The organism is Litorilituus sediminis (genome assembly GCF_004295665.1).
Classification (GTDB): domain Bacteria; phylum Pseudomonadota; class Gammaproteobacteria; order Enterobacterales; family Alteromonadaceae; genus Colwellia; species Colwellia sediminis.
Window position 1 is genome coordinate 4234033 of the sequence record NZ_CP034759.1, and the last position, 25791, is coordinate 4259823.

General features: G+C 42.4%; 18 protein-coding genes, 1 tRNA gene, 3 rRNA genes and 1 riboswitch. Of the genes, 11 read left to right on the forward strand and 11 right to left on the reverse strand.

What is annotated here, in order from left to right; all coding sequences use genetic code 11:
* Nucleotides 1-4: 4 nt before the first annotated feature.
* The 10 genes from EMK97_RS18755 to EMK97_RS18800 form a co-directional block, all read right to left on the reverse strand.
* Nucleotides 5-1156, reverse strand: coding sequence for a patatin-like phospholipase family protein (locus EMK97_RS18755; RefSeq protein WP_130604286.1), 1152 nt, complete (start codon nt 1154-1156; stop codon nt 5-7).
* 247 nt (nt 1157-1403) lie between these two features.
* Nucleotides 1404-1763, reverse strand: a complete 360-nt coding sequence (locus EMK97_RS18760) for a DUF3718 domain-containing protein (protein ID WP_130604287.1) — start codon at nt 1761-1763, stop codon at nt 1404-1406.
* A gap of 61 nt (nt 1764-1824) precedes the next feature.
* Nucleotides 1825-1941: riboswitch (cyclic di-GMP riboswitch) on the reverse strand.
* Between the two features lie 211 nt (nt 1942-2152).
* Nucleotides 2153-2809 (reverse strand): 3-oxoacid CoA-transferase subunit B, encoded by a 657-nt coding sequence (locus EMK97_RS18765; RefSeq protein WP_130604288.1) that lies wholly within the window; start codon nt 2807-2809, stop codon nt 2153-2155.
* Between the two features lie 11 nt (nt 2810-2820).
* The gene (locus EMK97_RS18770; RefSeq protein ID WP_130604289.1) at nt 2821-3531 is read right to left on the reverse strand and encodes a CoA transferase subunit A; all 711 of its coding nucleotides are present in this window, start codon (nt 3529-3531) and stop codon (nt 2821-2823) included.
* A 33-nt stretch (nt 3532-3564) separates the two neighbouring features.
* Nucleotides 3565-4485 carry a hydroxymethylglutaryl-CoA lyase gene (locus EMK97_RS18775; RefSeq protein WP_130604290.1) on the reverse strand — a complete coding sequence of 307 codons (921 nt, stop codon included), beginning with the start codon at nt 4483-4485 and terminating at the stop codon, nt 3565-3567.
* Nucleotides 4485-6515 carry an acetyl/propionyl/methylcrotonyl-CoA carboxylase subunit alpha gene (locus EMK97_RS18780; protein ID WP_130604291.1) on the reverse strand — a complete coding sequence of 677 codons (2031 nt, stop codon included), beginning with the start codon at nt 6513-6515 and terminating at the stop codon, nt 4485-4487. Before EMK97_RS18780 ends, EMK97_RS18775 begins: the two co-directional genes overlap by 1 nt.
* Nucleotides 6516-7358, reverse strand: a complete 843-nt coding sequence (locus EMK97_RS18785; RefSeq protein ID WP_246028835.1) for an enoyl-CoA hydratase/isomerase family protein — start codon at nt 7356-7358, stop codon at nt 6516-6518.
* A gap of 11 nt (nt 7359-7369) precedes the next feature.
* A complete protein-coding gene (locus EMK97_RS18790; RefSeq protein WP_130604292.1) occupies nt 7370-8977 on the reverse strand; it encodes a carboxyl transferase domain-containing protein in 1608 nt (535 codons plus the stop codon).
* 65 nt (nt 8978-9042) lie between these two features.
* Entirely contained in the window at nt 9043-10212 is a 1170-nt protein-coding gene (locus tag EMK97_RS18795; protein ID WP_130604293.1) for an isovaleryl-CoA dehydrogenase, read from the reverse strand.
* Between the two features lie 9 nt (nt 10213-10221).
* A complete protein-coding gene (locus tag EMK97_RS18800) occupies nt 10222-10629 on the reverse strand; it encodes a MerR family transcriptional regulator (RefSeq protein ID WP_425462198.1) in 408 nt (135 codons plus the stop codon).
* Between the two features lie 279 nt (nt 10630-10908).
* Here EMK97_RS18800 and EMK97_RS18805 point away from each other — a divergent pair, with 279 nt between their 5' ends.
* The 11 genes from EMK97_RS18805 (at nt 10909) to EMK97_RS18855 (ending at nt 24108) form a co-directional block, all read left to right on the forward strand.
* Entirely contained in the window at nt 10909-12093 is a 1185-nt protein-coding gene (locus EMK97_RS18805) for an acetyl-CoA C-acyltransferase (RefSeq protein ID WP_130604295.1), read from the forward strand.
* A 23-nt stretch (nt 12094-12116) separates the two neighbouring features.
* On the forward strand, nt 12117-13274 hold the full coding sequence (locus tag EMK97_RS18810; RefSeq protein ID WP_130604296.1) for an acyl-CoA dehydrogenase family protein: 1158 nt from the start codon (nt 12117-12119) through the stop codon (nt 13272-13274).
* Nucleotides 13275-13299: 25 nt separating this feature from the next.
* On the forward strand, nt 13300-14076 hold the full coding sequence (locus EMK97_RS18815) for an enoyl-CoA hydratase (RefSeq protein WP_130604297.1): 777 nt from the start codon (nt 13300-13302) through the stop codon (nt 14074-14076).
* Between the two features lie 10 nt (nt 14077-14086).
* Nucleotides 14087-15205 (forward strand): enoyl-CoA hydratase/isomerase family protein, encoded by a 1119-nt coding sequence (locus EMK97_RS18820; protein WP_130604298.1) that lies wholly within the window; start codon nt 14087-14089, stop codon nt 15203-15205.
* A gap of 59 nt (nt 15206-15264) precedes the next feature.
* Nucleotides 15265-16158, forward strand: a complete 894-nt coding sequence (gene mmsB, locus EMK97_RS18825) for a 3-hydroxyisobutyrate dehydrogenase (protein WP_130604299.1) — start codon at nt 15265-15267, stop codon at nt 16156-16158.
* Nucleotides 16159-16188: 30 nt separating this feature from the next.
* Nucleotides 16189-16950 (forward strand): SDR family oxidoreductase, encoded by a 762-nt coding sequence (locus tag EMK97_RS18830; protein ID WP_130604300.1) that lies wholly within the window; start codon nt 16189-16191, stop codon nt 16948-16950.
* Between the two features lie 547 nt (nt 16951-17497).
* Nucleotides 17498-19038: ribosomal RNA gene (locus EMK97_RS18835) — 16S ribosomal RNA — on the forward strand.
* An 89-nt stretch (nt 19039-19127) separates the two neighbouring features.
* Nucleotides 19128-19203: transfer RNA gene (locus EMK97_RS18840), tRNA-Ala, on the forward strand.
* A 379-nt stretch (nt 19204-19582) separates the two neighbouring features.
* Nucleotides 19583-22465, forward strand: a 23S ribosomal RNA gene (locus EMK97_RS18845).
* A 99-nt stretch (nt 22466-22564) separates the two neighbouring features.
* A 5S ribosomal RNA gene (rrf, locus tag EMK97_RS18850) occupies nt 22565-22679 on the forward strand.
* The 16S, 23S and 5S rRNA genes sit together here with 1 tRNA gene alongside, the layout of an rRNA operon.
* A 229-nt stretch (nt 22680-22908) precedes the next feature.
* Nucleotides 22909-24108 carry a hypothetical protein gene (locus EMK97_RS18855; RefSeq protein WP_130604301.1) on the forward strand — a complete coding sequence of 400 codons (1200 nt, stop codon included), beginning with the start codon at nt 22909-22911 and terminating at the stop codon, nt 24106-24108.
* Nucleotides 24109-24178: 70 nt separating this feature from the next.
* Here EMK97_RS18855 and EMK97_RS18860 read toward each other — a convergent pair whose 3' ends face one another.
* Nucleotides 24179-25579 (reverse strand): MATE family efflux transporter, encoded by a 1401-nt coding sequence (locus EMK97_RS18860; protein ID WP_130604302.1) that lies wholly within the window; start codon nt 25577-25579, stop codon nt 24179-24181.
* Nucleotides 25580-25791 lie beyond the last annotated feature (212 nt).

Below are 25791 nucleotides of genomic sequence, written 5' to 3' on the forward strand. Positions count from 1 at the left end.
GTTATTATAAGCCTAGAAAGCTGATAATTTGCTGTTCTTTTTCTAATGCATCTTCGAAACCTAATTTAATAAGCTCGTTGCAAAAGCTTTTTTCAAATAACAGGTAACTTACGATACTGGATTCTGAGTCATGGCTAATACCGACGCTTCTTAGTAGTAAACGCATCGAAAATGGTAAATCGTGATAATGTTTCGTGGCAATGGCATTAAAGTCATGGCTAGGATTTAAGACAAAAGTATCTATATGCTGTAAGCCCTCATTTACTGCTTTGTACTTTTCAGGTATCAACGCTAAGGTTTGATTAATTCGTGCCATACGCTCTAGATCGCTATGCATGGTATCTGCAAATATAGAGTCCAGCAAGTGACCTGCAATGGTTGCTGAGCTAGGCGGGTGAGGATTATTTTCTTGTGCGTGTAATGGCTCTTTAGGCTGATCTACGCCGATAATAAATAGTCGTTTTGCGCCTAAGTGAATAGCAGGGCTTAGTGGTGATAATTGGTGTACTGAGCCATCACCAAAGTGTTGATTTTTAATTTTTACTGAAGGAAATACCATGGGAATGGCGGCTGAGGCCATTAAATGTTCCGTGTTAAGCTGGCTTGCTTCGCCGCGACGTTTGACGCGAGACCAAGGTTTAACGCTATCATCAGCTTGGTAGAAACTGATGGAGTCACCATTACTATAGCTTGAAGCGGTAACACAAACAGACGATAAATAACCACGGATAATGTTATTGTCAATGCGAGGGAAATCGATCATGGCATTAAGTAGCTCTCTTAATGGCGCATTGTTTAATAAGCTGCGTGGTACTTTATTGGCATAATCTGCTTGAAAGCTTGCTAACATACCATGGCTAATGTGACCAAACACCCGTGTCGCGTCGCTGTGGTATATTTTCGCTAAATTAAAATTCTTCCACACCCACTCTAGCTTTTTCACGCCTAAGTGAAAACATGATGCATAACAAGCAAGTGCTGTTGAGTTAATTGCTCCAGCAGATGTGCCGCAAAGAATAGGAAAAGGAATGCCGTGATTTCTAGGAACAAACTTAGCTATGGCTGACAACACACCTACCTGGTATGCAGCTCTTGCACCGCCACCAGTTAAGACAAGGGCGTTTTTGCTATCGATATAATTACGTTTGCTAGTCATGATAAGAAGAATTAGCCTTTAGTATTATTATGCTTATCAAAAGCTTACAACTGATATTGTTAGTGTAATGGCATTTAGTAAACTTCGCTAGCGCAACGCTAATATTTTAAAGCAGAATTTAGGAAAGAAAAAAAGGCCAGCAGAAGCTGACCTTTTTAAAATGACATAGAATTATTAACAGTAAACCTTCTGACTTATCACCTTTATAAAATAACTGTAGTAAGTTTAACGCTTAACTGAAAATAATTTAGCTACTAACGCGAGCGTTGGCAGCATCTATCAATGGTTGCGATCCAGTTTGCAATGTAGCTAGGTTAGCAGAAACAACTTTCTTTGGTAATTTTGAAATCATCAAAGAGCCTGTTTCTACTGCGCCAGATGCTGCAGCAAACTCTAATAAATTCTTACCATTACACTGAATACCGTCAAAGATACGACGAATTTTTAATTTATTCGTCTTTAAAAAAGAACGCATGCGTTTCTTGTCATCGGCAGCTACGTACTCGCAGATACTTTGAGCAACATTTGCAGCTTGTGCTGATGGCGTCGTTACAACAGACGTCAATGTTAAAACAGTGATAGTAGAAGCTATTAATAATTTTTTCATTTTAGTAACCTTTTAAATGCATTGAGTTATTAAAAGAAAAAACCACGGGATGTACCTTGACCATGGTGACTCCGCTGTCATAGGAAATAAAATACTAACTTACAAGTAAGTAAACATTAAAACCCTTAGACCGGTGGTTTTGCGTAGTACGTTTTCGCGTACCTTGCCTTTTTCTTTGTCAAGTTTAAGTATTACCAAAATTACCTACAAATGCAAGTATGGCGGGCATTATAGCCAATTTATATAAAAGGTATGCATACAAGAAGTATGGGTTATACAGTATTTTTATGGGGTATTTTGTATGCAATAATGGCGTATACAAGCGCAAGGGTGAGGGGAGGGAAATTTGAAAATAGCAATTCTATCCCTCCCAAGCGTTTGACAACTCTTTAGAAAGTCATTTCAGGTATATCACCTGCAATAACCAGTTCACCTTGGGTTAACTTGGCAATTTCTTCAACTGATACGCCAGGTGCGCGTTCAAGTAAATGAAATTTCCCGTCTCGTATTTCAATAAAAGCTAAGTCAGTTAATACTTTTTTAATGCAGCCCTTACCCGTTAGAGGTAAAGAGCACTCTGTTAGTAGTTTAGATTCACCGTGTTTAGAGGCATGCGTCATAGTAACAATAATATTATCTGCACCTGCAACTAAATCCATAGCGCCACCCATACCTTTGATAAGCTTTCCTGGGATCATATAAGAAGCAATATTACCATTTACATCCACTTCAAAGGCACCTAGCACGGTAAGATCTACATGACCACCACGTATCATGGCAAAGGACTCTGCCGAGTCAAAAATTGAAGCACCTGTTGCCATAGTAACGGTTTGCTTGCCAGCATTAATTAGGTCAGCATCAAGCTCTTCTGCTGTTGGGAATTGCCCCATACCGAGTAAACCGTTTTCTGATTGCAGCATAACTTCCATGCCTTCTGGAACATAGTTAGCAACTAGGGTTGGGATACCTATACCTAAGTTGACGTAATAACCGTCTTGTAGTTCTTGTGCTACACGTTGAGCAATTTGTTCTCTTGATAAAGCCATAATAAATCTCCTTAGCCTTGCGCTTCGTTACGGGTTGTACGTTGCTCAATACGCTTTTCAAAAGTGCCTTGAATGAGTCGGTCAACATATATGCCAGGTGTATGAATTTGGTCTGGATCTAATTCACCAGGCTCGACAATTTCTTCAACTTCAACTACAGTAATTTTGCCTGCGGTAGCGGCCATAGGGTTAAAGTTACGCGCGGTTTTTCTAAAAACTAAGTTGCCGTATCTGTCGGCTTTCCACGCTTTAACTATGGCAAAGTCACCAACAATAGATTCTTCTAAAATATAATCACGCCCGTTAAATTGGCGCTCTTCTTTACCTTCAGCTACTGGCGTTCCATAGCCTGTGGCAGTAAAGAATGCTGGAATACCCGCCCCACCAGCACGCATTTTCTCAGCGAGTGTTCCTTGTGGTGTTAGCTCTACTTCTAATTCGCCTGCCATCATTTGACGTTCAAACTCGGCATTCTCACCTACATAGGAAGCGATTATTTTCTTAATTTGACGATTAGGTAATAAAATGCCTAAACCAAAATCATCAACACCACAGTTATTAGAAACTAAGGTTAATCCCTTAGTGCCTTTACGCTTAATTTCAGCGATTAAATTCTCTGGAATACCACATAGGCCAAATCCGCCAGCAATAACTGTCATATCATCAGTTAATCCGGCCATGGCTTCTTCGTAACTAGACACTACTTTGTCAAATCCGGCCATTATCTTCTCCTGTTTTTATTCTGGTAAATTATGCTAGGACTCTTGCTTAGCAAGGTATGCACTGGAAACTTTTGATACGCTCGGTTTATTGAGTTTTTTACTGATAAACCAGCCTGCTTCCAATAGTTTTTCAAAATTAATATCAGTTTCTATGCCTAAACCATGTAAAAGGTAGACGACATCTTCAGTAGCAACATTACCTGAAGCGCCTTTAGCATAAGGGCAGCCACCAAGGCCTGCAATAGCACTGTCAACGACCGAAATGCCCATTTGTAGTACCGCGTAAATGTTTGTTAACGCCTGACCATAGGTATCATGAAAGTGAACAGCAAGTTTATCTAAGGGCACACGGGCACTGACCGCGCGTATCATTTCAGTTACACTTGCCGGTGTGCCAACCCCTATGGTGTCACCTAGTGATATTTCGTAACAACCCATTTGATATAGTTTTTCTGCAACCATTGCCACTTGCTCTGGCGCTATATCTCCTTCATAAGGGCAGCCAACAACACAAGAAACATAGCCTCTCACTTTTATATTTGCAGCTTTTGCGGCTTTCATAATTGGCGCAAAGCGCTCAAGGCTTTCTGCAATAGAGCAGTTGATATTTTTTTGGCTAAAGCTTTCTGATGCTGCGCCAAAAATAGCGACTTCGTCAGCATTAACATCAATGGCGGCTTGATAGCCTTTCATATTGGGTGTTAAGGCAGCATAAGTCACATTGTCTAAACGAGTGATATTGGCAAAAACGTCAGTTGAGGTTGCCATTTGTGGTACCCATTTAGGCGAGACAAAACTGCCACTTTCGATATAACTAACGCCAGCATTGGCTAATGCTTCAATGAGTTTGATTTTATCTTCAGCACTGATGAGCTTAGCTTCATTTTGTAGGCCATCTCTTGGGCCTACTTCAACAATTTTAACCTTGGTTGGTAAGTTATTAGCTTGTTTCATTAACTAACCTCTGCTTCGGTAAAAGCAAGTAATTCAGCACCACCGTCAACCATATCACCCGCATTAAAAAAGACTTCGTCTATCATGCCGTCGCTCGGTGCTTTGATGGTGTGCTCCATTTTCATTGCTTCCATGATCACTAATGGTTGATCTTTGCTAACTTTTTCGCCAGCTTTTACCAGTACACTGACCATAGTGCCATTCATTGGCGCAGTTAAGCCGCCATTTGAGTCGTTAGCTTCATTGCTGCCATAATCGGGTAAAATGTGTTTAAAGCTAAAGACACCATTAGCACGATAGATGTTAATTTTATTTTCATCATGGGCAATGGTTGCTTGGCTACGGTGACCATCAATATTGACAATCATATGTTCGCCTTTTATCTCACCTTGACAATCGACTGTTTGCATCAGCTGGTTATCTTGGCTAATGCTGATCAAGTAGTAGCTATCGCTGCCTTGATGTTTTTGTTCAATCTCAATGTCATAGTTTTGTTCATTGTGAGCGAGTATAAGCTGATGAACATGCGCTTCATTTAATCGCCAAGCACTGGTGCTATGCCAAGGTGAATATGGATCACTGCTTTGTTTAGCTTTTAGTTGCGCTTCATTGGCATTTGATAAGAGCAGATAAAGTGCGGCTATCGGCAGTTCGTTTGCTAAGGTTTGACTGTTTTGATGAAAGATTAAATCGTTATGCTTTTCGATAAAACCTGTATCTATATCCTCTTGAACAAAAGGCTGACAACTAGCTAAATTGTAGAGGAAATCAATATTGGTGGTAACACCATTGATACGATACTCGCTTAGTGCTTTGGTTAAACGTTGTAGCGCTTTTTCACGATTTTCATCCCAAACAATCAGCTTAGCTATCATAGGATCGTAATAAACACTTACTTCATCCCCTTGACGCACGCCAGTATCTATACGGACATGCTCACTTTCAACGGGCGTTTGTAATAGTGCTAGCTTACCTGTTGCCGGTAAAAAGTCATTGTCGGCATCTTCGGCATAAATTCTCGCTTCAAAGGCATGGCCGTGAATGCTTAGCTGTTGTTGTGTTTTGGGTAGCGTTTCATTGGCAGCCACTCTCAGTTGCCATTCAACCAGATCTTGTCCTGTAATCAGTTCAGTTACAGGATGTTCTACCTGTAAGCGCGTATTCATTTCCATAAAATAAAATGAACCGTCAACATCAAGTAAAAATTCAACCGTACCTGCACCTTGATAGCCAATGGCTTGCGCTGACTTTATCGCAGCTTCACCCATTTTTGCACGAAGCTCGTCAGGCATTTTAAAAGCTGGTGCTTCTTCTATTACTTTTTGATGACGACGCTGTACAGAACAATCTCGTTCAAAAAGGTAAACGGCATTATTGTGGTTATCGCAAAACACTTGAATTTCTACGTGTCGTGGTTGTGTTAGGTATTTTTCCACTAACATAGTATCATCACCAAAGGATGATTTAGCTTCACGCTTTGCCGCTTCAAGGCCTTGGCTAAATTCTGCTTCACTCCATACTTGGCGCATACCTTTACCACCACCGCCAGCGGTAGCCTTAAGTAAAACGGGGTAACCCATACTATCGGCTGCCGCTTTAATAACGTCATGTGATTGATCATCACCATGATAGCCTGGAACTAAAGGCACATTAGCTTTTTCCATGATAGATTTTGCTGCTGATTTAGAACCCATCGCTTCAATAGCACCAACAGGTGGACCAATAAAGGTGATATTTTCTTGTGCGCACGCCTTACAGAAGTCAGCATTTTCTGATAAAAAGCCATAGCCTGGGTGAATTGCTTGAGCGCCGGTTAGTTTGGCGGCGGCAATAACTTTATCAATCACCAAGTAACTTTCTCTTGATGGCGAAGCCCCTAAATAGATAGCTTCATCAGCCATATGAACATGCAAAGCATCTTTATCAGCATCTGAATAGACGGCAACGGTTGAAATGCCCATTTTTTTGGCGGTTTTAATGATACGACAAGCGATTTCGCCACGGTTGGCAATTAAAATCTTTGAGAACATTTAAGGATTCCTTTTATCGTTTGGGCATTGTTGCCAACTGGGGCGACGTTTTTCAAAAAAAGCACTTAAGCCTTCTTGGCCTTCACCTGATACTCTTATCGCGGCAATGCGCTCGCTGGTATCTGCTACTAAGGTATCGCTGATATCTTTATAAGCAACATCAAAGGCGAGTTGTTTGGCTTGGCGCATAGCAAGGGGGCCATTGGCTAATAAGCTTGTTGTCATTGTCTTTACGGCATCATCTAAGGCATCAAGCTCAACAACTTCATCGACTAAACCTAAGTGCATGGCTTTATCGGCAAAAAAGCGCTCAGCGGTTTGAAAGTATCGACGCGACGCCTTTAAGCCAATGGCAGAGACTACATAAGGACTGATAGTAGCAGGGATAAGGCCAAGCTTAACTTCACTTAAACAAAAGCTTGCTTTATTACTGGCAATAACTATATCGCAGCAGCTTGCTAAACCAACGGCGCCACCAAAGGCTGCACCTTGAATTTTCGCTATGCTTGGCTGTGGCATAAAATTAAGTGCCTTTAACATAGCTGCTAGGGCATTAGCGTCGGTAAGGTTATCGTCGTATGAATACGAGGCCATACGTTTCATCCAGCCTAAATCAGCACCAGCACTAAAGCTTTTGCCCCTGGATGCTAATACCATCACTTTGATATCGCTACGCTTGGCAATATGCGTAAAGATGGCTAAAAGCTGCTTAATGATTTCATCATCAAAAGCATTATGTTTTTCGGCATTATTTAAGGTTACGGTAGCCACACCTTGGTCATCAAGGTCAAACAGTACCTTGTCACTTAGGCTTGGCATAGGGTTGTCATTAAAGTCTTGCATAATAAAGCCACCTACATTCTAAAGATACCAAACTTGGTATCAGCTATGGGTTTATTAAGTGCTGCGGAAATTGCTAAGCCTAATACCTGTCTGGTATCAGCAGGGTCGATAATGCCATCGTCCCACAGGCGCGCTGAGGCGTAGTAGGGGTGACCTTGATGCTCATAATTATCCATGATCGGCTGCTTAAATGCTTGCTCTTGTTCATCAGTCCAAGTTTCACCAAGCTTTTCTTTTTTATCTCGGGTTACTTGTGCCATTACGCCAGCGGCTTGTTCGCCACCCATGACTGATATACGCGCATTTGGCCACATAAATAAAAATCTCGGATCATAAGCGCGACCGCACATACCATAGTTACCTGCGCCAAAGCTGCCGCCAATCAATATCGTAAATTTAGGCACTTGTGCTGTGGCTACTGCGGTTACCATTTTAGCGCCATGCTTTGCGATACCGCCAGATTCATATTGTTGACCTACCATAAAGCCCGTGATGTTTTGTAAGAAAACTAAGGGGATTTTTCGTTGCGCACATAGCTGAATAAAGTGGGCGCCTTTTTCTGCTGACTCACCAAATAGCACACCATTATTAGCGACAATACCAACGGGGTAGCCATAAATATGAGCAAAGCCACAAACTAACGTACTACCGTACAAGGCTTTAAATTCTTCAAATTGACTCGCATCGACAATACGTGCAATGACTTCACGAACATCGTAAGGCTGGCGGGTATCTTTAGGAATGATGCCGTAAATTTCACTTGTATCGTATGCAGGCTCATTAACCGCTTTAATGTCAATATCGACTGATTTTTTTCTATTGAGGTTTTTCACCGCACTTCTGGCGATTTCAAGTGCGTGATGATCATTTTGCGCGTAATGGTCGGTAACCCCTGAGGTGCGACAATGCACATCAGCTCCGCCTAAATCTTCTGCGCTCACTACTTCACCAGTAGCAGCTTTTACTAAAGGTGGGCCAGCTAAAAAGATAGTACCTTGCTCTTTTACAATAATAGACTCATCTGCCATGGCGGGAACATAAGCACCACCAGCAGTACATGAGCCCATCACCACAGCTATTTGTGGGATATTTTGCGCGGACATATTGGCTTGATTGAAAAAGATTCGGCCAAAATGCTCTTTATCAGGGAAGACGTCATCTTGATTCGGTAGGTTGGCACCACCTGAGTCCACTAGGTAAATACAAGGTAAATTGTTTTCTTGAGCTATCGCTTGTGCTCTTAAGTGTTTTTTTACCGTAAGCGGGTAGTAAGTACCGCCCTTAACGGTTGCATCATTAGCAACAATAACACACTCTTGTCCGCCGACACGGCCAATACCGGTGATGATACCAGCACAAGGTACATTATCGTCATAGACCTTATAGGCTGCTAATTGCGAGAACTCTAGAAAAGCTGAACCATTATCAAGTAAGGCATTAACTCTATCTCTAGGTAATAGTTTACCTCTATCGGTATGGCGAGTTCGGCTGCGTTCACCGCCACCTTGCTTGATATCATTTAATTTAGCGCGTAAATCGTCTACTTGGCTTTGCATATGAGCCGAGTTATCGAGGAAATCTTGACTACGGGTGTTAACTTTTGAAATTATTTTAGTCACAACAAAAACCTTTTAAATGGGCTAGTTGGTCATGAGCTACACCTTGGGTATAGCTCATAAATTGATTAATTTGATTCGTTGAACAATTCACGTCCAATTAGCATGCGGCGAATTTCTGAGGTACCAGCACCAATTTCATAAAGTTTGGCATCACGTAATAAACGACCTGCTGGGAATTCATTGATATAACCATTACCACCAAGTAATTGAATGGCATCAAGCGCCATTTTCGTGGCAAGCTCTGCTGCGTATAAGATAACGCCTGCGGCATCTTTGCGGGTGGTTTCGCCTCTATCAGCAGCTTGAGCACACATATAAGCGTATGCTTTAGCGGCATTCATTTGCGTGTACATATCGGCAATTTTTCCTTGGATAAGTTGAAACTCGCCAATGGATTGACCAAATTGCTTTCTATCGTGAATATAAGGCACAACTAAATCCATGCAGGCATCCATAATACCTAATGGCCCACCAGTTAATACTAAGCGCTCGTAATCAAGACCAGACATTAATACACGTACGCCTTTACCTTCTTCACCTAATACGTTTTCAGCGGGTACTTCACAGTTTTCAAACACTAGCTCACAAGTGTTTGAACCACGCATACCTAATTTATCGAGCTTCTGATGACGAGAAAAACCTGGGTAATCGCGCTCAACGATAAACGCGGTAATGCCTTTTGAGCCGGCTGAGGTATCTGTTTTGGCGTAGATAACATAAACATGGGCGTCTGGGCCGTTAGTGATCCACATTTTATTACCATTTAATATGTACTTATCACCTTGTTTATCAGCGCGTAGTTTCATGCTAACCACATCAGAGCCGGCGTTTGGCTCACTCATGGCTAAGGCACCGATATGCTCACCAGTACAAAGTTTAGGTAGGTACTTGGCTTTTTGCTCATGAGAGCCATTTTTGTTTAATTGGTTTAAACACAGGTTAGACATAGCGCCGTAACTTAAACCAACAGAAGCTGATGCGCGTGAAATTTCTTGCATAGCAACCATATGCTCTAAATAACCTAAGCCTGAGCCACCGTATTGTTCATCAACTGTCATACCAAGTAAGCCAAGGTCGCCAAATTTTCGCCATAAATCCATTGGAAATTCGTTATCTAAATCAATTTGCTCTGCACGTGGCGCAATTTCATCTCGAGCAAAAGCATTGACAGTATCGCGGATCATTTCCACGGTTTCGCCTAAATTAAAGTTTAAAGAGCTGAATTGAGAGATCATGTTTTATCCTTACTTTTGTTCGGTGCTAATGTTAGCGAGTATTTTTTCACAGTTTGCTTCTAAGTCATTTAGCTCGATAAGTACGGCATTAATGTCTTCAAGCTGTTGATTTAGATCGTTCTTCTTTTGTACTATCAACTCCATCATTGTCGAGAGCTGTGTTGCACTAGTTTTATCGGCGTCATAGAGCTCAAATAAGCGACCTGTTTCTGCCAAAGAGAAACCTAAGCGTTTACCACGTAAAATTAACTTTAGTCGAACTCTGTCTCTTTGGTTATAAATTCGTGTTTGCCCTTTACGGCTAGGGTGTAATAACCCTTGGTCTTCATAAAAGCGAATACTACGGGTAGTAATATCAAACTCTTTTGATAAATCGCCGATGGAGTAGCGAGCTTGGCTAGTTCTGGTTGTCATAATATTTATCATTTAATTCACTATTGTTTAAACCTTACATGAAGTTTACGTAAACGTAAAGAATGAGCGTGACCTTTATCTGTGCTTTCATCTTGGTTTTAGTTATTTATCTGTCGGGCTTGCTGTAACTTTGAGCTTACACTCTGCAAATTAATCATAGTAACTAGTACTAAAGTTTACGTTGGCGTAAAGGTAATATTGGGGTAGGCTTAATAGATAAAGCGTCTTTTTGGTTGGAAACTAACTAGACTTTGATAACTATATAAATTGTCGGAGAACCTGATGTCTACACATGATCCTATCGTTATTGTTTCTGCAACAAGAACCCCTATGGGGGGATTTGGTGGTTGCCTTGCTAACTTGGATGCCACTCAGTTAGGCAGTGCTGCAATTAAAGCGGCTGTAAAAACTGCTAACCTTGAAAATGATCAAATTGATGAAGTAATAATGGGCTGTGTTTTACCTGCGGGTTTAAAGCAAGCACCAGCTAGACAAGCGGCTTTAGCGGCGGATTTATCCTTATCTACGGTTTGTACCACGATTAATAAGGTGTGTGGCTCAGGTATGAAAGCAGCTATGCAAGCACATGATGCGATTTTAGCCGGCTCAATTAATGTTGCCATTGCTGGTGGTATGGAGAGCATGAGTAATGCACCTTATATTTTGCCAAAAGCGCGCAGTGGTATGCGTATGGGGCATGGTCAAGTGCTAGATCATATGATGCTTGATGGTTTAGAGAATGCCTATGATGGTATTTCTATGGGCTGCTTTGCTCAAGAAACGGCTGATGAAACAGGTTTTACTCGAGAAGAAATGGATGAATTTGCCATTCGTTCATTAAGTCGAGCAAATAATGCCATTGAATCTGGTGCTTTTGCTAATGAAATTACCCCAGTTTCAGTAGTTAACCGCAGAGTAGAATCTGTAATTGATACTGATGAACAACCCGGTAATGCCCGCCCGGATAAAATTCCTTCACTTCGTCCAGCCTTTAAAAAAGATGGCACTATTACCGCAGCAAACTCTAGTTCCATCTCAGACGGTGCCGCAGCTTTAGTGATGATGAAGCTTTCTCAAGCACAGGCACAAGGGTTAACACCTTTATGTAAAGTTGTTGCCCACGCTACGCATGCGCAAAAGCCTGCTGAATTTACCGTTGCCCCAGTTGGCGCGATGAATAAGCTTTTAGATAAAGCCGGTTGGAATGTTGATGATGTTGATTTATTTGAAATTAATGAAGCATTTGCCATGGTCACTATGCTGGCAGTTAAACATATGGGGCTTGATATTGACAAAGTAAATATTCATGGTGGCGCATGTGCTTTAGGTCACCCATTAGGGGCGAGTGGTGCCCGTATTATGGTGACCTTGATTCACGCGCTGAAAAATAAAGGCCTTAAGAAAGGTGTTGCCTCATTATGTATAGGCGGCGGTGAAGCAACGGCGATTGCTGTTGAAATGTTATAAGCATTAGCACATAGGAATTAAACATGAATTTTGATTTAACTGAAGATCAGCAAATGTTTGCTGATACCGCTAAGCAATTTAGTGATAGTGAATTATTACCTAATGCTGCTAAGTGGGACCAAGAGCACATTTTTCCAAAAGAGGTGATTACCAAGGCGGGTGAACTTGGTTTTTGTGGCCTTTATGCACCAGAAGATGCCGGAGGCTTAGGCTTAAGTCGTCTAGACTCATCAATTATTTTTGAGCAAATGGCGATGGGCTGCACAACAACAACAGCCATGATGACCATACACAATATGGCAACGTGGATGATAGCTACCTGGGGTACACAAGCGGTTAAAGATGCTTGGTGTCCATCATTAGTTACTGGTGAAAAGCTTGCTTCTTATTGTTTAACAGAGCCTGGCTCTGGCTCAGATGCAGCGTCATTGAGAACTACGGCTAAAAAAGACGGTGAACATTATATCGTTAATGGCTCTAAGATGTTTATCTCAGGTGCTGGTGAAACCGATATGCTCGTTGTCATGGTAAGAACAGGTGAAGCTGGCCCTAAAGGTATTTCTGCCTTAGCAATCCCTGCTGATACTGATGGCATTATTTACGGTAAAGCAGAAGAGAAAATGGGTTGGAATGCCCAGCCAACACGCTTAGTTACGTTTGAAGATGTAAAAGTGCCAGTTGAAAACTTATTAGCCAGTGAAGGTGAAGGTTTTACCTTAGCAATGAAAGGCTTAGACGGTGGTCGCATTAATATTGCTACTTGTTCAATTGGTACAGCTCAGCAAGCGCTAGATACTGCCGCTGCTTATATGCAAGAGCGTGAACAATTTGGTAAGCCTATCGCAGCATTTCAAGGCTTACAGTTTAAATTAGCTGATATGGCAACTGAGCTCGTTGCAGCAAGACAATTGGTACGTTTGGCAGCTTATAAGCTCGATCAAAATGATCCGGAAAAAACCGCGTACTGTGCTATGGCCAAACGTTTTGCCACAGATATTGGCTTTAAAGTGTGTGATGCTGCGCTGCAAATACACGGTGGTTATGGTTATATCAAAGAGTACCCATTAGAGCGTCATTTTAGGGATGTTCGTGTGCATCAAATTTTAGAAGGCACCAATGAAATTATGCGCTTGATCATTGCGCGTCGTTTATTAACACAAGGCGCAGGTCAACTGCTTTAAGACAATCGAATTTTGAGGAAAGATCATGTCAGATTATTTGTTAGTAGAAAAGCAGGGCAATACTGCAGTGGTAACCTTTAATAATCCACCAGCACATACTTGGACAGCGCAAAGCTTAGCTGATTTGCGCGATTTAGTGATTGAACTTAATGAAGACAAAGACGTTTATGCGTTAGTGTTAACGGGCGGCGGTGATAAATTCTTTTCCGCAGGCGCAGATTTAAATGTTTTTGCTGATGGCGATAAAACAGTTGCTCGTGAGATGAGTGAAATTTTTGGTCAAGCGTTTGAAACCTTATCTCAATTTCGTGGTGTGTCAATCGCAGCTATTAACGGCTACGCCATGGGCGGCGGTCTTGAAGTTGCGTTAGCATGTGATATTAGAATTGCAGAAGAACATGCGCAAATGGCGTTACCAGAAGCAACGGTTGGCTTATTACCTTGTGCTGGCGGCACGCAAAACTTGCATATTCTTGTCGGTGAAGGCTGGACTAAGCGCATGATTTTGTGTGGTGAGCGTATTAAGGCACAAAAAGCAGAGCAAATTGGTTTAGTAGAAGAAGTCGTCGCCTCAGGTGAAGGTTTGCAAGCGGCAATTGCCTTAGCTGCAAAAGTTGCTAAGCAAAGTCCTGTTGCGGTTAGCGCATGTAAAAAATTAGTGCAAATGCATAGAGCTACACCAATAGCTGATGCTTTGCCTGTAGAGCGCCAAGCATTTGTTGATCTCTTTGATTCTCAAGATCAAACCGAAGGTGTGCAAGCATTCTTAGAAAAGCGTGCGCCTGTTTGGTCTAATAAGTAAGGCTTTCATTATGTCTAATGTAGTTACCTTTGAAGAGTTAAATTGTGCAAACGGTAAGAAAATTGCCGTTGCGACGTTAAATTCCCCTAAATCACTTAATGCATTAAGTGGTGAAATGATTGATTTACTTTATCCTCAACTACAAGCATGGCAACAATGCGATGATATTGCTGCGGTGTTATTGAAAGGAGAGGGCGAAAAAGCTTTTTGTGCTGGTGGTGACATTGTTCATCTTTATAAAGAAATGTCGAGTCATAAAGATGATTACGCACCTGCAATTGAAACTTATTTTGTTAAAGAGTATCAGTTAGATTACTTAATTCACCGTTATAACAAACCATTTATTGTTTGGGGCAGTGGTATAGTTATGGGCGGAGGCTTAGGTATGATGGTTGGCGCAAGTCACAGAGTCGTTACTGAGTCTTCACGGATTGCTATGCCAGAAATTAGCATAGGGCTTTATCCTGATGTTGGTGCAAGTTACTTTTTAAATAAAATGCCAAATGGCTGTGGTTTATTCTTGGGTTTAACTGGTGCCAGTATCAATGCTGCTGATGCAAAATTTACCCATTTGGCCGATTACTTTATGAGTCAAGATAAGCACGGTGAATTTGTCGAGCAATTATTGCAGGTGAATTGGGGTGATACTATTGCCCTTAATCATGAAAAATTATCAGTAGTGCTACAAGACTTTGAAAAACAGTCGCAAAATAAATTACCTGCCTCACATATACGCGAACACCAACACTTGATTGCCGAGCTTGTTAATCAAGATGATATTAAAAGTATCGTTGATGCCATTATTCATTGTGACATCGAAGATAAGTGGTTTAATCGCGGACAAAAATCTCTGAAACACGGTAGTGCATTAAGTGCTTGTATTACGTACAAGCAGCTACAGTTAGGTAAATCTTTACCTTTAGCTGACTGTTTTAGAATGGAGCTAAATTTGTCAGTTAAAAGTGGTAAATTTGGTGAGTTTGTTGAAGGTGTAAGAGCATTATTAATAGATAAAGATAATCAACCTAACTGGCGTTTTGCTGCAATTGATGATGTAGATAGTCAAGTTGTCGATTGGTTTTTTACCGATAAGTGGCAAGATGCTACGCACCCGTTAGCAGATTTATAGGTGCTAGTATTAACGCAGTTAACGCAATACAGTGAAAAGAATTTAATGAGGAAATAATCATGGCAAATATAGCATTTATCGGGCTAGGTAATATGGGCGGCCCTATGGCCATCAACTTAGTAAAAGCAGGTCATCAAGTTAGTGTTTTTGATTTATCCAAAGAAGCTGTTGCTCATGTTGTCGAGCAAGGTGCAACTACCTTTGATGATGCCATCAGCTGTGTTAAAGGTGCAGAATTTATTATTTCAATGTTACCTGCTGGCAAGCACGTTGAAGCTGTCTATTTAACACCTAGTTCAGGATTGGCTGAGCATATTAAACCGGGTAGTCATGTAATAGATTCATCAACCATAGATGCAAAAACCTCGCAAAAAGTTGCATCTGTACTTGCAGAAAAGGGCATTAACTTTGTTGATGCGCCAGTATCTGGGGGTGTGGGCGGCGCAGTGGCTGGTACATTGAGCTTTATGGTTGGCGGGAGTGAAGAAGAATTCGCACAAGTTAAACCTATTTTAGAAGCCATGGGCAAGAATATTTTTCATGCTGGTCAGCATGGTGCCGGTCAAATAGCAAAAGTTTGCAATAACATGTTGCTATCAGTACTTATGGTCGGTACAAGTGAAGCATTACAGCTTGGTTTAGCTAATGGGCTAGATGCTAAAGTGCTTTCAAATATTATGAGTAAAAGTTCAGGGAGTAACTGGACATTAGATGTTTATAACCCGTGCCCAGGCGTGATGGAAAATGTTCCGTCAGCAAATGACTACCAAGGTGGTTTTATGGTGGATTTAATGGCGAAAGATCTCGGCTTAGCTATGGAAACAGCATTAGCGAGTCAATCGTCAACGCCAATGGGGGCTTTAGCACGTAGCTTATATGCCATGCATGCGGCATCAGGTAATGGTGCAAAAGATTTCTCTAGTATTTTTAACGTGTTCAATCACGATAAATAGCACTATTAATTTTTATTAAAAGAAAAGAATATGAATGTACAAGATAAAACAGTAGTCATTACTGGTGGTGGTCAAGGCCTAGGTAGAACCATGGCGCTAAGCTTTGCTAAAAGTGGCGCTAATATCGCTTTAATTGATTTAAATGAAGCGTTATTACAAGAAACCGTAACACTAATAGAGCAACAAGGCGTTAAGGCAAAGTATTATATTGCTAATGTAAGTGTTGAAAGTGAGGTCGAGTCGACTTTTGCTCAAATTAATAGTGATTTTGCAGGTATCGATTGCTTAATTAATAATGCTGGCATTTTAAGAGATGGCATGTTTGTTAAGGAAAAAGATGGTCAAGTGACGAAAAAAATGTCGTTGGAGCAATTTCAATCAGTCATTGATGTCAACTTAACAGGTGTTTTCCTTTGCGGACGTGAAGCTGCGGTTCATATGATTGAAGCGGGTAGAAAAGGTGTCATTATTAATATGTCTTCCATTGCTCGTGGCGGTAATATGGGACAAACCAATTATGCAGCCTCTAAAGCTGGCGTTGTCGCTATGACAATTACTTGGGCTAGAGAACTTGGACGACACGGTATTCGTGTTGGTGCAATAGCGCCAGGTGTAATTCGTACGGCTATGACAGATGCAATGAAACCTGAGATGCGTGATAGATTAGAAAAAATGAAACCAGTTGGTCGCTTAGGTGAAGCGGAAGAAATTGCTCATACGGCGAAATATATCTGTGAAAATGACTTTTTTACTGGTCGTGTTGTCGAAATCGATGGCGGTTTATGTATGTAAATGGCAAATAATAGCGTTTTTAGCTGGTTATTTGTGTGAATTGTATAAGCTTTGAACACTTAAGCTGTAAACGCTAAATTAATTGCAAATAAGGGTTGACCTGAGAAGAAAAGTGTCTAAAATGCGCATCCACTTCTCAGGGAGACTTAAGAAGTCAGTTTTGATAAGTTAACTCAATCAAATTTGAAAGATTAGCTTAAGATAACGTTAAAAATTAATTTGAAATAAATTAAAAAAAACGTTGACATCAAAACTAGGAAGCGTACAATGCGCATCCGCTTCGGGGCAAAGCTACTGAGGCAAACGATATAAACGAATGCGATTTATATCTTCTCGAAAGAGAGTTCTTTAACAATTAGTTATCATGCAATTTGTGTGGGCACTCACATAGATGTTGATTTTACATAGTCCATTGGACGTAAAGCAGCACTTTGATGAATGTCACGCAAATAAATATATACTTATATATGTAATGCTTCTTTTCACTTTGGTGAGAAGAAACGACAGAATTCATTGAGCAGGAGCTTCGGCTCCACAAACGATTTTTTAATTGAAGAGTTTGATCATGGCTCAGATTGAACGCTGGCGGCAGGCTTAACACATGCAAGTCGAGCGGAAACGAGAAGTACTTGTACTTCGGCGTCGAGCGGCGGACGGGTGAGTAATGCTTGGGAATATGCCTTTAGGTGGGGGACAACAGTTGGAAACGACTGCTAATACCGCATAATGTCTACGGACCAAAGGGGGGGATCTTCGGACCTCTCGCCTATAGATTAGCCCAAGTGAGATTAGCTAGTTGGTGAGGTAATGGCTCACCAAGGCGACGATCTCTAGCTGGTTTGAGAGGATGATCAGCCACACTGGGACTGAGACACGGCCCAGACTCCTACGGGAGGCAGCAGTGGGGAATATTGCACAATGGGGGAAACCCTGATGCAGCCATGCCGCGTGTGTGAAGAAGGCCCTAGGGTTGTAAAGCACTTTCAGTAGGGAGGAAAGGGTTGTAGTTAATAACTGCAATCTGTGACGTTACCTACAGAAGAAGCACCGGCTAACTTCGTGCCAGCAGCCGCGGTAATACGAGGGGTGCAAGCGTTAATCGGAATTACTGGGCGTAAAGCGTACGTAGGCGGTTTGTTAAGCAAGATGTGAAAGCCCAGGGCTCAACCTTGGAACTGCATTTTGAACTGGCAAACTAGAGTACTGTAGAGGGTGGTGGAATTTCCAGTGTAGCGGTGAAATGCGTAGAGATTGGAAGGAACATCAGTGGCGAAGGCGGCCACCTGGACAGATACTGACGCTGAGGTACGAAAGCGTGGGGAGCAAACAGGATTAGATACCCTGGTAGTCCACGCCGTAAACGATGTCAACTAGCCGTCTGTTGCCTTGAGCAGTGGGTGGCGTAGCTAACGCGCTAAGTTGACCGCCTGGGGAGTACGGCCGCAAGGTTAAAACTCAAATGAATTGACGGGGGCCCGCACAAGCGGTGGAGCATGTGGTTTAATTCGATGCAACGCGAAGAACCTTACCATCCCTTGACATCCTCAGAAGCCAAAAGAGATTTTGGTGTGCCTTCGGGAACTGAGTGACAGGTGCTGCATGGCTGTCGTCAGCTCGTGTTGTGAAATGTTGGGTTAAGTCCCGCAACGAGCGCAACCCCTATCCTTATTTGCCAGCGCGTAGTGGCGGGAACTCTAAGGAGACTGCCGGTGATAAACCGGAGGAAGGTGGGGACGACGTCAAGTCATCATGGCCCTTACGGGATGGGCTACACACGTGCTACAATGGCGTATACAGAGGGCAGCAATACCGCGAGGTGGAGCGAATCCCACAAAGTACGTCGTAGTCCGGATTGGAGTCTGCAACTCGACTCCATGAAGTCGGAATCGCTAGTAATCGTGGATCAGAATGCCACGGTGAATACGTTCCCGGGCCTTGTACACACCGCCCGTCACACCATGGGAGTGGGATGCAAAAGAAGTGGCTAGTTTAACCTTCGGGAGGACGGTCACCACTTTGTGTTTCATGACTGGGGTGAAGTCGTAACAAGGTAACCCTAGGGGAACCTGGGGTTGGATCACCTCCTTATCTTGAAGTAAAACAACGCTTTGTTGAGTGTTCACACAAATTACATGATAACGAAATTAAAAGAGTACACCTGCCTTGGGTGAAAAGATGGGGCTATAGCTCAGCTGGGAGAGCGCCTGCCTTGCACGCAGGAGGTCAGCAGTTCGATCCTGCTTAGCTCCACCATCATTACTCTAGAAACCAAACTTAAGCGGTTCTAATGAACAATTTAAGTTTGGTTTTTACTCTCCGCAAGGAGGGAAATCACAAATTAGCCGAATGTGCGCTAGTTTGACGCTCTTTAACAATCTGGAAAGCTGATATAAATACCCGGTGTTTATATGGTGTGCGAAGTGTCGCACTTCAATCACATAAGTATAAATACCAACAATAGCTAAATGATTTATTCCTTAATCATTTAGACCAATAGTTGAAAGACTATTAACTCTTATTCAAGTAACTCATCATATTAGCGAAAGCTAAATGAAAAGTGCGTGAAAATGTCAGACTTTACAATCGAGTAGGTTTAGTCACCTGCTCTGACTAAGACTACTTAGGGTTGTATGGTTAAGTGACTAAGCGTATGTGGTGGATGCCTTGGCAGTTAGAGGCGATGAAAGACGTGTTAATCTGCGATAAGCCTAGGTAAGGTGATAAAAACCGTTATAACCTAGGATTTCTGAATGGGGAAACCCACTGTCATAAGACAGTATCTTTATGTGAATACATAGCATAAAGAGGCAAACCGGGAGAACTGAAACATCTAAGTACCCCGAGGAAAAGAAATCAACCGAGATTTCCTTAGTAGCGGCGAGCGAACGGGAATTAGCCCTTAAGCGGTTTGTAAGTTAGTAGAATGTTCTGGAAAGGACAACGATACAGGGTGATAGTCCCGTATACGACAACGAACTTACCGTGAAATCGAGTAGGACGGAGCACGTGAAACTTTGTCTGAACATGGGGGGACCATCCTCCAAGGCTAAATACTCCTAACTGACCGATAGTGAACCAGTACCGTGAGGGAAAGGCGAAAAGAACCCCTGTGAGGGGAGTGAAATAGAACCTGAAACCGCATACGTACAAGCAGTGGGAGCCCCTCGAGGGTGACTGCGTACCTTTTGTATAATGGGTCAGCGACTTATATTCTGTAGCAAGGTTAACCGATTAGGGGAGCCGTAGCGAAAGCGAGTGTTAACTGCGCGTTTAGTTGCAGGGTATAGACCCGAAACCCGGCGATCTACCCATGGGCAGGTTGAAGGTTGAGTAACATCAACTGGAGGACCGAACACACGTATGTTGAAAAATGCGGTGATGACTTGTGGGTCGGAGTGAAAGGCTAATCAAGCCGGGAGATAGCTGGTTCTCCCCGAAATCTATTTAGGTAGAGCCTCGGACGAACACCACTGGGGGTAGAGCACTGTTAAGGCTAGGGGGTCATCCCGACTTACCAACCCTTTGCAAACTCCGAATACCAGTGAGTGATATCCGGGAGACACACGGTGGGTGCTAACGTCCATCGTGAAGAGGGAAACAACCCAGACCGCCAGCTAAGGTCCCAAAGTCATAGTTAAGTGGGAAACGATGTGGAAAGGCATAGACAGCTAGGAGGTTGGCTTAGAAGCAGCCATCCTTTAAAGAAAGCGTAATAGCTCACTAGTCGAGTCGGTCTGCGCGGAAGATGTAACGGGGCTAAACTATGCACCGAAGCTGCGGATTCAACATTTATGTTGAGTGGTAGGGGAGCGTTCTGTAAGCCGTTGAAGGTGAATCGAGAGGTTTGCTGGAGGTATCAGAAGTGCGAATGCTGACATGAGTAACGATAATGGGGGTGAAAAACCCCCACGCCGAAAGACCAAGGTTTCCTGTCCCATGTTAATCAGGGCAGGGTAAGTCGGCCCCTAAGGCGAGGCGGAAACGCGTAGTCGATGGGAAACAGATTAATATTTCTGTACTTCTATATATTGCGAAGGAGGGACGGAGCAGGCTAAACAAGCATGGCGTTGGTTGTCCATGTGAAAGTATGTAGGTTGGAATCTTAGGCAAATCCGGGATTCTAAGACTGAGATACGAGACGATGCTCTACGGAGCAGAAGTTGTTGATGCCATACTTCCAGGAAAAGCTTCTAAGCGTCAGATATATAGGAACCGTACCCCAAACCGACACAGGTGGTTAGGTAGAGAATACTAAGGCGCTTGAGAGAACTCGGGTGAAGGAACTAGGCAAAATAGTACCGTAACTTCGGGAGAAGGTACGCCGACTATGGTGATGGGACTTGCTCCCTAAGCTGAAGTCGGTCGAAGTAACCAGGTGGCTGGAACTGTTTATTAAAAACACAGCACTGTGCAAAATCGAAAGATGACGTATACGGTGTGACGCCTGCCCGGTGCCGGAAGGTTAATTGATTGGGTTAGCTCTGCGAAGCTCATGATCGAAGCCCCGGTAAACGGCGGCCGTAACTATAACGGTCCTAAGGTAGCGAAATTCCTTGTCGGGTAAGTTCCGACCTGCACGAATGGCGTAATCATGGCCACACTGTCTCCACCCGAGACTCAGTGAAATTGAAATTGCGGTTAAGATGCCGTATACCCGCGGCTAGACGGAAAGACCCCGTGAACCTTTACTATAGCTTGACAGTGAACATTGCTCCTACATGTGTAGGATAGGTGGGAGGCTTTGAAACCATGTCGCCAGATATGGTGGAGCCATCCTTGAAATACCACCCTTGTATGCGTGATGTTCTAACCTAGGCCCGTAATCCGGGTTGGGGACACTGTCTGGTGGGTAGTTTGACTGGGGCGGTCTCCTCCCAAAGAGTAACGGAGGAGCACGAAGGTTGGCTAAGTACGGTCGGACATCGTACGGTTAGTGCAATGGCATAAGCCAGCTTAACTGCGAGACAGACACGTCGAGCAGGTACGAAAGTAGGTCATAGTGATCCGGTGGTTCTGTATGGAAGGGCCATCGCTCAACGGATAAAAGGTACTCCGGGGATAACAGGCTGATACCGCCCAAGAGTTCATATCGACGGCGGTGTTTGGCACCTCGATGTCGGCTCATCACATCCTGGGGCTGAAGTCGGTCCCAAGGGTATGGCTGTTCGCCATTTAAAGTGGTACGCGAGCTGGGTTTAGAACGTCGTGAGACAGTTCGGTCCCTATCTGCCGTGGGCGTTTGAGAATTGAAGAGGGCTGCTCCTAGTACGAGAGGACCGGAGTGGACGAACCTCTGGTGTTCGGGTTGTCATGCCAATGGCATTGCCCGGTAGCTACGTTCGGAACTGATAACCGCTGAAAGCATCTAAGCGGGAAGCAGGCTTTAAGATGAGTTCTCACTGGGACTTTAAGTCCCCTAAAGGGTCGTTGGAGACTACGACGTTGATAGGTCAGGTGTGTAAGGGTTGTGAGGCCTTGAGCTAACTGATACTAATTGCCCGTGAGGCTTAACCATACAACGCCTAAGTGGTTTTGTGTATGAAGCTGATGAACATCACGCACTAAGTTACAAGAGTTAAGATTTATATTAAGTTTTCGAGATTGTCCTTTTTTGCTTAGCGACAATAGCATTGTAGAACCACCTGATCCCATTCCGAACTCAGAAGTGAAATGCAATAGCGCCGATGGTAGTGTGGGAGTTCCCATGTGAGAGTAGGACATTGCTAAGCACCTAATTCAGGTTTAGACAATAAACCGTACGCCGATGGTAGTGTGACTTATGTTACGAAAAGCCCATGTAAGAGCGTAGAGGCACATTGCTAAGCGCCTAATTAAGAAAAGCCCGTAACATACGTTACGGGCTTTTTGCTTTTTGGGATTTGGGAAAAGGTGTAAAAGTTGATTTATTGTTAAGTAAATCACTTGATCATATTTGAATTCTAGATCTTGAGTAGTTTAATGAGAAAGCTGTTATCTTCCCCTGTAAATATGGCATTGTCTGATGTTGAAAATGCTATTTATCAAAATGCCTTAAAGTATATTGCTGAAATTAGCCTTAACCTTATGGCGGTTAAAGTAACTAATCGACCTGATGACTTTTTGGGTTGGAGTAATGAGTTATTGGCTATTTGTCGTGATGGTATCAATTTCGACTTACTTGAGCCTGAGCAGTTTAAACCACTTAAAAAGCTTGAAGAGATTTTAATTCAAGCAATCAGTGTTAGTCAGTTAAAAATGACGCGTATTGCTCCTTGGCCTATTTACAGCGAGTTTATTCAGCAACAAGCGCAGTTGCATGCCTTAGAAGAGCGTTTAGCACTATTAGACTATATTGCGTCGATTCGAACGATTCCGTTAGCACAGATGAGTGATACACAACGCTTAGCTTATATAGGTAAGCATACCAGTATGCATGAACCATCGGTATTCAACTTTGATGTTGAGTGGTTTGCTTCAACTAAAGCCGCGAAAACTTTTCTTTTGCTAATAGAGCAACAAGCATCAGACTTTGATGCTGCTTTAAATTATATACCCCTTGAAGGTGATGTAACGCCACAGCAATACCAAGACTTTGTTAAGGCTTATAAGGCTATTTTTAAAGGCTTTACCGTCGAAAAGCCGTCAGGTGAAAAAGCACCTTTAGCTCCGGCGACACGATTACTTGCGATGAGACGACCAGATCAATTTGTTGCCTTAACAAATAGTAAGATAGACGTGTTATGTCAGGGGCTATCTATTGCTAAGTTTAACAATACTGATTTTGATAGTTACTTCCAAGATATGATAGGGACAATTAGAACCTGTGCTTGGTGGCATCAAGCAGAGCCTGAGCATCAGGAAGGGAATAATATTGAATATAAGTTATGGCAAGCGAGAGTGCTGTTTTTGGATGCTTTCTTGTTCGCAGATGAAACTTTAGCACTTAACTCAAATTATCTACGTTTACGTGATAAGCGCAGTGCACAGAAAAGTGGCACAGGTGCAAGATTGTCTCGACCTAAGAGTAAAGAGACTGCTGAAATGATTGTTGATCGTGCGCTTGCGGATGATTCATTGCCAGAATATATTTTGACTAAGCGTGACTCAATCATAAATGAAGTTAAGAACGGTAAATCGGTAGAGCACGTTATTGGCTTAATGCGAGCGATATTTGGTTAGTACCATAAACAAGTTAAATAAGATTAGTGGTCATGGCCAGTTACTTTGATTGTAACTGGCCATTTTGTTTTTAACTTGATTTTGCTTGTATTGCCATAGCCTTGTTTGCACCCTTTTTTTGTAGATGTTTATAAAATAATAGCAAGCTAAGTATCCCTGCTCCCAAATGTCCTAGCATCAGCCCTTGAAAGATGCCTATGTTTATATCAATTTGCACGCCTATAAATGCCAACGGCAGTAATAAAATAATCCGATGACTTACCGCTAATATTGTCGCTTGTAGGACTTTTCCTTTAGCATTTAAGCATGATTGATAAACGAGTGCACAACCTGTGCCTAGATAGCCCCAAGGAAGCCACATTAGGTAGTTTTCTAGATGCTTACTTACCTCATCTTGTGGGCATATCCAGACAGATAATAAATTTTCTTGATTGAGCAGTATGATTGATATGCACGCTTGCATAATCATTATGGTGATAAAAGCAATCATTATTGCTTGATTTGCTCTTTGCTGATGTCCAGACCAATAATTAATCCCTACGATAGCTGGCATGGATGTGGTTAACACCATTGGCAGTAACAGCAGTAATGCTTCTATTCGAAAAATGATAGCAAATGCAGCAACTAATGAAGGCTCTACACTTAATGCTATGATGGTAATAACACCAATACTGATTGGTGTTATCAGCTGCTGCATGACAATTAAGCTAGAAGTGGTCTTTGCTTTATCTTCAGTTTCTTTAAGCTCAGTTAGCGATGGCTTTTTCAATTTAATTTTATGATGTAAAACTGCAATTGAAGCGAGTGCAAAGGTAAAGTCACTAATAGCATGCGTTAGTGAAGCGCCATACATGCTACTTATAAAGTAACTGCTATCTGGCGACAGTAAGATGATAGCCAGGAACGCTTTAACCGTGATCCAAGATATCATTAGCTTACTGGCTATATGCGTTAATCCTATTGCCCTTAATATGCCATTGCTTTGCCAAATTATTGCGAGAAATACCCAGCCTAAGTAGCGGGTATTAAGGTAACTGGATTGCTCAGATAAAAATAATGCTTGTTGCTCTGGGGCTAAACTACTTAACCAGCTGGAATTGCCTAATAAGTTTAACAATAATCCCGAGCAAGCAAGGAGTAGTAGCGTAAATATTATAATGGCAACATTGGCTTTAACTAATGAGCGGCTAATGGCAAGGCTTAAGCATTTACCTTGTTGGCATGCTGATTTAACCGCCGTGTTATTGCAGCTTATGCTAGTGGCAATGGCGAATGCAGTCATTGCCGTAGTAATAGGTAAGGTAAAACCAAGTGCTGTTAAGGTATTGGCATCACTTAATGCCATTAAACTGGATTCAAGTAAATCATATGAGAATAAAGCTAAAATTGCGCCAATCATAGGAAAGGAGTTTCGCCAAATGAGTGTGATCAGGCTATCGCTAAGTAAACGTTGATATGCTTGGCTGGTCATAAAGTGATGCTTATCTGAGTAAATGCAATGTAATGAGATAGTTACTTTATGATAAAAATTTCATTTGATGTTTTACTGAATGTAACAAGGCATGTCGAGTCTTCTGTTCAGAAAGAAAAACTGTACATTTAGGTAACATTTTATTGATCTTTTTCACAATAAGTTTATTATTGACGAATCGTCAGTGACGTTTCGTCACTTAAAGGTATAAA

Bases quoted from the DNA above. Each gene is read 5' to 3' on its own strand.
- EMK97_RS18755 (WP_130604286.1), bottom strand. From the start codon at position 1,156: ATGACTAGCAAACGTAATTATATCGATAGCAAAAACGCCCTTGTCTTA.
- EMK97_RS18760 (WP_130604287.1), bottom strand. From the start codon at position 1,763: ATGAAAAAATTATTAATAGCTTCTACTATCACTGTTTTAACATTGACG.
- EMK97_RS18765 (WP_130604288.1), bottom strand. From the start codon at position 2,809: ATGGCTTTATCAAGAGAACAAATTGCTCAACGTGTAGCACAAGAACTA.
- EMK97_RS18770 (WP_130604289.1), bottom strand. From the start codon at position 3,531: ATGGCCGGATTTGACAAAGTAGTGTCTAGTTACGAAGAAGCCATGGCC.
- EMK97_RS18775 (WP_130604290.1), bottom strand. From the start codon at position 4,485: ATGAAACAAGCTAATAACTTACCAACCAAGGTTAAAATTGTTGAAGTA.
- EMK97_RS18780 (WP_130604291.1), bottom strand. From the start codon at position 6,515: ATGTTCTCAAAGATTTTAATTGCCAACCGTGGCGAAATCGCTTGTCGT.
- EMK97_RS18785 (WP_246028835.1), bottom strand. From the start codon at position 7,358: ATGCAAGACTTTAATGACAACCCTATGCCAAGCCTAAGTGACAAGGTA.
- EMK97_RS18795 (WP_130604293.1), bottom strand. From the start codon at position 10,212: ATGATCTCTCAATTCAGCTCTTTAAACTTTAATTTAGGCGAAACCGTG.
- EMK97_RS18805 (WP_130604295.1), top strand. From the start codon at position 10,909: ATGTCTACACATGATCCTATCGTTATTGTTTCTGCAACAAGAACCCCT.
- EMK97_RS18810 (WP_130604296.1), top strand. From the start codon at position 12,117: ATGAATTTTGATTTAACTGAAGATCAGCAAATGTTTGCTGATACCGCT.
- EMK97_RS18815 (WP_130604297.1), top strand. From the start codon at position 13,300: ATGTCAGATTATTTGTTAGTAGAAAAGCAGGGCAATACTGCAGTGGTA.
- EMK97_RS18820 (WP_130604298.1), top strand. From the start codon at position 14,087: ATGTCTAATGTAGTTACCTTTGAAGAGTTAAATTGTGCAAACGGTAAG.
- mmsB (WP_130604299.1), top strand. From the start codon at position 15,265: ATGGCAAATATAGCATTTATCGGGCTAGGTAATATGGGCGGCCCTATG.
- EMK97_RS18830 (WP_130604300.1), top strand. From the start codon at position 16,189: ATGAATGTACAAGATAAAACAGTAGTCATTACTGGTGGTGGTCAAGGC.
- EMK97_RS18855 (WP_130604301.1), top strand. From the start codon at position 22,909: ATGAGAAAGCTGTTATCTTCCCCTGTAAATATGGCATTGTCTGATGTT.
- EMK97_RS18860 (WP_130604302.1), bottom strand. From the start codon at position 25,579: ATGACCAGCCAAGCATATCAACGTTTACTTAGCGATAGCCTGATCACA.